Source organism: Micromonospora sp. NPDC047707 (genome assembly GCF_040704235.1).
Lineage (GTDB): Bacteria > Actinomycetota > Actinomycetes > Mycobacteriales > Micromonosporaceae > Micromonospora.
Genome location: NZ_JBEYSU010000045.1, coordinates 21,167 through 27,166, shown reverse-complemented (window position 1 = coordinate 27,166; position 6,000 = coordinate 21,167). Strand labels below are relative to the sequence as shown.

The 6,000-nt window shown below is 65.2% G+C and carries 4 protein-coding genes; 1 reads left to right on the top strand and 3 read right to left on the bottom strand.

Annotated features, from left to right (window positions below; genetic code table 11):
* Positions 1–339, top strand: a 339-nt coding sequence (locus AB0873_RS28880; protein ID WP_366603642.1) for a hypothetical protein, incomplete at its 5' end; no start/stop codon positions are given.
* Between the two features lie 5 nt (positions 340–344).
* On the opposite strand, the gene AB0873_RS28875 is transcribed toward AB0873_RS28880, so the two are convergent.
* Genes AB0873_RS28875 through AB0873_RS28865 form a run of 3 tightly spaced genes read right to left on the bottom strand, consistent with a single transcriptional unit; the run spans position 345 to position 5,879 of the window.
* Entirely contained in the window at positions 345–1,853 is a 1,509-nt protein-coding gene (locus AB0873_RS28875) for a class I SAM-dependent DNA methyltransferase (protein ID WP_366603640.1), read from the bottom strand.
* On the bottom strand, positions 1,846–3,093 hold the full coding sequence (locus tag AB0873_RS28870) for a restriction endonuclease subunit S (RefSeq protein WP_366603638.1): 1,248 nt from the start codon (positions 3,091–3,093) through the stop codon (positions 1,846–1,848). The genes AB0873_RS28875 and AB0873_RS28870 overlap by 8 nt, the downstream gene beginning before the upstream one ends.
* A 32-nt stretch (positions 3,094–3,125) precedes the next feature.
* The gene (locus tag AB0873_RS28865; protein ID WP_366603637.1) at positions 3,126–5,879 is read right to left on the bottom strand and encodes a DEAD/DEAH box helicase family protein; all 2,754 of its coding nucleotides are present in this window, start codon (positions 5,877–5,879) and stop codon (positions 3,126–3,128) included.
* Positions 5,880–6,000 lie beyond the last annotated feature (121 nt).

Genomic DNA, 6,000 nt, shown 5'->3' with positions numbered 1-6,000 from the left:
GGATACCTCATCACCTCGGCCTACGCCTCCGCGTCCCAAAGATCACGCCGACACGCCGAGCCACAGTGGACAAACCTGGCCATTCAAGATCTGTATCAGCCATCGGCAGCATTCGTCGCTCAGCAAGCCGCGAGCCTCATGGTCGGTGCGCTGATCGCCCGCACCCACCCCGGAGGCAACCGTGTCCCGATCCGCCAGATCGAGTACGACACGCTGTACGGCCCCCGGCCCGACATGGTCGACGATCGTCGACCGCGCTCAGACTGCTACTGCCAGACCAATCCGGACGTCATCCGACTGGTACGCGCTCAACGCGCCAAGAACATCCTCACGCGGTGAGCATCTCAAACTAACGGCCCTGATGACGGCATGGGGTCGGCCGTGGCGGTGGCTTCCAACGCGGCAGCGACAGCCTCGAATTCGGCAAGGGCTGCGGTGAGATCCTCGACGATCTCTCGGGCGATGACCTCGGGTGCCGGGAGGTTTTCCATGTCCTCCAGGGACTCGTCGCGCAGCCAGGTGATGTCGAGGTTGACCTTGTCTCGGGCGAGCAGCTCGTCGTACGTGAAGGACTTGAACCGCTCGGTCTCGACGCGCTCGGGTCGGGACTTGCCAGGCAGGTAGCAGGCGACGAAGTCGTCGAGGTGTTGGCGGCGTAGCGGGTTCTGTTTGAGAGTGAAGTGCTGGTTGGTGCGCAGGTCGTAGATCCACAGCCGGTCGGTCCAGGGGCTTTCGGCGGCGGGTTTCTTGTCGAAGAACAGCACGTTGGCCTTGACGCCTTGGGCGTAGAAGATCCCGGTGGGCAGGCGCAGCATGGTGTGCAGGTCGAAGTCCCGCAGCAGCCGCCGCCGCAGCGTCTCCCCCGCCCCGCCCTCGAACAGCACGTTGTCTGGCAGGACTACTGCGGCCCGACCGTTGATGTCGAGAATCGTGGCGATGTGCTGAAGGAAGTTGAGCTGCTTGTTGGCGGTGGTGACGACGAAGTCCGGCCGTTCGATCTCCCGCTCCTCGCGGGCCTCGCGGCCGTCCGCGCCAACCATTGTGAGGGAGGACTTGCGGCCGAATGGCGGGTTGGACAGCACCACCGAGTACCGGTGGCTTGGGTCGGCGATCAGCGCGTCCTTGACCTCTATGAGACTGTCGCCGGTCGGGGTGCCGATGCCGTGCAGCAGCAGGTTCATCGCGGCGAGCCGGGCGGTGCCGTCAACCAATTCCACGCCGTGCACGAAGGTGTCGCGCAGGTGGGCGCGCTCGGTCGGCGTCAATGTCTCGGCGTGGCGGGACGCGTACTCGTGCGCCGCTAAGAGGAAGCCACCAGTGCCGGCAGCTGGGTCGACCACACTGTCGCGGACGGTCGGCTGGACGCAGTCGACCATAGCCTGGATCACCGCACGGGGCGTGAAGTACTGACCGGCGCCGGACTTGATGTCCTCCGCGCCCTTGGAGAGCAGTTCCTCGTACGCGTCGCCCTTGACGTCGGTGCCAGCGGCCGACCAGTTCTCCCGGTCGATCAGGTCGACGATCAGCCGCTTGAGCTTCGCCGGGTCCTGGATACGGTTCTGCGCCTTGCGGTAGATCGTGCCGAGCGTGCCCGGCTGGCGGGCCAGGTCTTCGAGGATGTGCCGGTAGGTGAGCTCAAGGTCGTCACCCTCGGCGTCCAGCAGCCGCTGCCACGAGCAGTGCGCGGGTACGATCCGTTCCGGCTTCAGCGGCCGGGTCTCCCGCTCGTGCGCCATCTTGAGGAATAGCAGGTACGTGAGCTGCTCGGTGTACTCAATCGTGCCGACACCGTCGTCGCGCAGCACATTGCAGTACGACCACAGCTTGTCGACCAACCGCCGCGCGTTAGACACCGGCCATCTCCTCAACCCTGTCCATGTCACTCGCCTGCCCGTTAAGCCGGCCTGAAAAGGCTGCCTCAAGCAACGCCCGCCGCAAGCTTGATTCGCGTTTCTTGACACGTTCCAACGTAATTGCCAGTTGGTGACGCGCATCCTCAAGGCCGGCGCGTACATGCAAAATGGAATCGCGGGTTTCCGTGTCCGGAAACGGAATCCTTATTCGCCGAACCAGGCGCAGGTTGAGATTCGGTTGGACACCGCCAGATGCGAGACGCCGCATCTGCCAGTAATTCGCTTCCAGTGCCATTCGCACCCAGGCACGGTTAGAGGGAGTGGGGTCATTCAGTTGAATTGCTGCGCACGCCTGATTAGTCGTCGCGGCCACAGCCAGTTCTCCGACCGTGCCCCGCGTCTTTCCCTCTCCATACATGGCAACAAGTAGAGTTCCCGGCGGGAAGATCTTTACATTCGTCTCATCAAGAGCGCGCGGCGTGATGAGCTGAGCCGGATGTTCGATGAGGCCGTGCGCTAAGTCCGCACTCGTAACCCACGGAATCGTCCCACCCTCATAGAAATCTCGTCGAGCTTTGAGAGGAGTTGCGCCGGTTCCTACCAGGGCAATCTGACCGATCGACCGAATGCTGCATCCCGGTGCAGACGCCGCTGAGTTAAGGACTGACTGCAACATCGCCTGACGAAAGCGACTCAGCCTGAGCCCGGAGTTGTCAACCGCAGCACGCGCGGCGTCGAGGCGAGAGAGGTGGTCTTCAAGGATGTCTACGATTCGCCGCTGCTGGTCGAGCGGTGGCAGCGGGATAGGAATCTGGCGAATGACCTTCAAGCCAAGCCGCGGTCGCCCCACCCCGTGCCGATGCTCATCCGCCCACTTACGGACCTGTGGCCGCTGCATCGCGTACATGACCCAGCGGCTGTCCACTTTCGGCGAGAGGCGCACCCGAATGCAGTCCGCTTTCACGATCGCCGGTCCGAGAGCTGCCGGCGCAAGACAAGCTCTCGGAAGAGTTTCGCCGAGTGAGGCCACCAGCAGATCACCGGGTAGTACCTCGTGCCGTCGAAGCGCCTGAAAGTGCTCCTCGGAGATGTGTGCGGGCAAGTCGTGGAAGACGCCGTCTCCAATGTTCTGCAGGCGCACCACTCTCGGGCCACTGTCGGTGTAGTGGGCGCTAGTCAGGTTGGAACCGAAGGGGCCATCGGTGATGGCGCGAGGTTCATCGGCCTGCAGGTCGTTCAACGTGACGTGCCGCCAGCCAGCCGGTGATGGGGTCACGCCGTCAACTCCGTGTTGAGTTGATCAATAAGACTGGCGGCGCGAGGGCCGAGATCGCGGATAGCGCCGTCGATGCCGCCGCGTTCGGTGAACGGGGCGTTGTCCAGGTCGTCGGGGCTGATGCCCGCTGACGCGGTGATCACTTCGACCATTCGGTCTAGCCACCACCTCTCCGTCTCGGTGAACGTCACTCCGGCCTGCTCCTGTTGGCGGAGCCAGCCGGCGTACCGCTCGCGGACCTTCTCCGCGTAGGGCACGAGTTCGCTATCTTGCCCGATGGTGTATCGGATCAGCGACACCAGGTCGGTGAGGGTGTGCCGGTCGCTGTGCCGGACGAGATTGCTCTCGATGGCTTCGTGGGCGGCCCAGATGAGGTCGATGGTCCAGTTGCGGGGCGGGCGCTGGATGCGATCGGCGAGCTCCTTGATGTCGACGAAGGAGATCCGCCGTTCGCGCGCCTCGGTCAACAGTTGGATCGCGGTGATCTCGTCGCGGTGCTCCTCCAGGTACGCCCTCCACGAATCGACGATGGACCGGGCGCGGGAGGTGTCGACGACGCCGTAGGCGTCTTCGAGCACGTCGACGCTGACTTCGTCGATGATGCGGTCGTGGGTGCGGCGTAGCTCCAGGATCCGCTGGCGTAGCTGTGGGTTCGCCGCGATGGGTCGTACCGCGGTGTCGAGCAGTGCTTGGACGGCGGCTTCTGGGTCGGCGGTGTCGGCGGTGGCGCGGGCTTGGCTGTCGGGGTCGACGGCGTCGACCAGGCCGCGGACGATGTCGCGTACCGGGCCGCCGGCGACGGCGTCGAGTTCATTGCGCTCGTCGGGGGTGAGTTGCAGTTCCAGGGCGGCCAGCCGGGAGGCGAGGGTGGCGGTTTCGGCCTCGGTGAGGGTGAGGGTGGCGGCCTTGTCGAGCAGTTGCTTGAGCGAGACGCTCTTCTCCCGGTTCAGGGGTGGGTCGACGAAGTCGTGTTCGGTGACGCCCACGGCGTCGACGATGACGAACCGGGTCTTTTCCCTGGCGTCCGGGGTGACGGCCTGGAAGTCTGCCGGGGCGATGGTACGGGCGCCGCGACCTTTCATCTGTTCGAAGTACGCCGCGGAGCGCACGTCCCGCATGAAGAACACGCATTCGAGGGGCTTGACGTCGGTGCCGGTGGCGATCATGTCGACGGTGACCGCAACGCGCAGGCTGGCGGAGCTGCGGAACGCCTGGAGCTGCCCCTTGGGGTCGCGGGCACTGTAGGTGATCTTCGCGGCGAAGTCGTTGCCCTTGCCGAACACCTCGCGGACGGTGGTGACAACCTCCTCGGCGTGGGCGTCGTCCTTGCAGAAGATCAGCGTCTTGGGGACTGTGTGCCGGCCGGGGAAGATCTCGGTGAACAGCTTGTCACGGAACGTCTCCAGCACCAGGCGGATCTGCGAGGTAGCCGTCACTGCCCGGTCGAGTTGCTTGTGGGTGTACTCCAGATCCTCGTCCAGGGTTTCCAGTCGCTGGACCCGGGTGCGGCGATCGACCTTCGGCACGACCGTGCCGGCGTCGATCTTCGAGCCCTGGCTGCTGATCTGGGTCTTGATCCGGTACAGGTCGAAGTCGACGTTGACGTTGTCGGCCACCGACTGCGGGTAGGTGTACTCCGACACCAGGTTCTGCCGGAAGAACCCGAAGGTCTGCTTGCCGGGGGTAGCGGTCAGGCCGACGATGTGCGCGTCGAAGTACTCCAGCACCCCCCGCCACACCCCATAGATCGAGCGGTGCGCCTCGTCCACGATCACCAGGTCGAACGTCTCCGGCGGCATCCCCGCGTTGTAGACGACGCTGACCGGGGCGTCCGGCACACACCCGTCGAGGCCCGGGTCGTCGCCCTCGGGAGCGGTGTCACCGGCCAACACCTTGTAGACCCGCTGGATCGTGGAGATCACCACGCTGGAGCTGCCCAACATGCCGGCGCTGGTGAGCTTGTCGACGTTGTACAACTCGGTGAACCGCCGCCCGTCACCCGGAGTGCGGTAGTTCTGGAACTCGGCCAAGGTCTGGTCGGCCAGGTTGTTGCGATCGACCAGAAACAGCACCCGGGTGAACCCGCCATGCTTGAGCAGCCGGTAGCACTCGGTCACGGCCGTGTAGGTCTTGCCGGCGCCGGTGGCCATCTGCACCAGCGACCGGTCGAACCGCTGCTCGGCCAGCGACCGCTCGATACCCTCGATCGCCGTGATCTGCGCCGGGCGTAGTGCCGCGACGTCCAGCGGTGGCAGGTGACGGGCCTTCGCCCGCCACGTCGGCCGTTTCGGATCGGCCTCCGCTCCGCGGACGATCCTGGCTAGGGTGCCGGGTTGCGGGAAGGCGAAGATCCGCCGTGCCCGGGGCTGAGGGTCGTAGCCGTTGGTGAAGTGAGTTTCCGAGCCGCTGGCCTCGAACACGAACGGCAGCCGCCCGTCGCGGGTCAGCGCCTTGAGCCGTACCGCGGGCGGTAGGCCTTCGGCGTACAAGGCCGACTGCCACTCCACGCCCGATAGCGGGGTTCCCTCCGGCTTGGCCTCGATCACCCCGACGACCCGCTGGTCGACATACAGAAGGTAGTCGACCCGGCCGTGGCCCTTCGCCATGATCGCCTCACGGACGGCCACACCCGTGCCCGCGAAGAGGTTGGTCTCGGAGCGGTCTTGCACCACCCAGCCGGCATCTCGAAGCTGCCGGTCGATCAAGACCCGGGCGCGCTGCTCCGCCTGAAGCCGATGATCGTCAGCCATTGCCCCCACAGTCAGTAGAGGCTAGTCGATCAATCCTACTCTCTGCATCCTCCTCGTGACCGACCATCAGGGGGTGACACGAGCTGGCCCGGAGGACGCCGGGCAAACTGCGCCGGCGTCC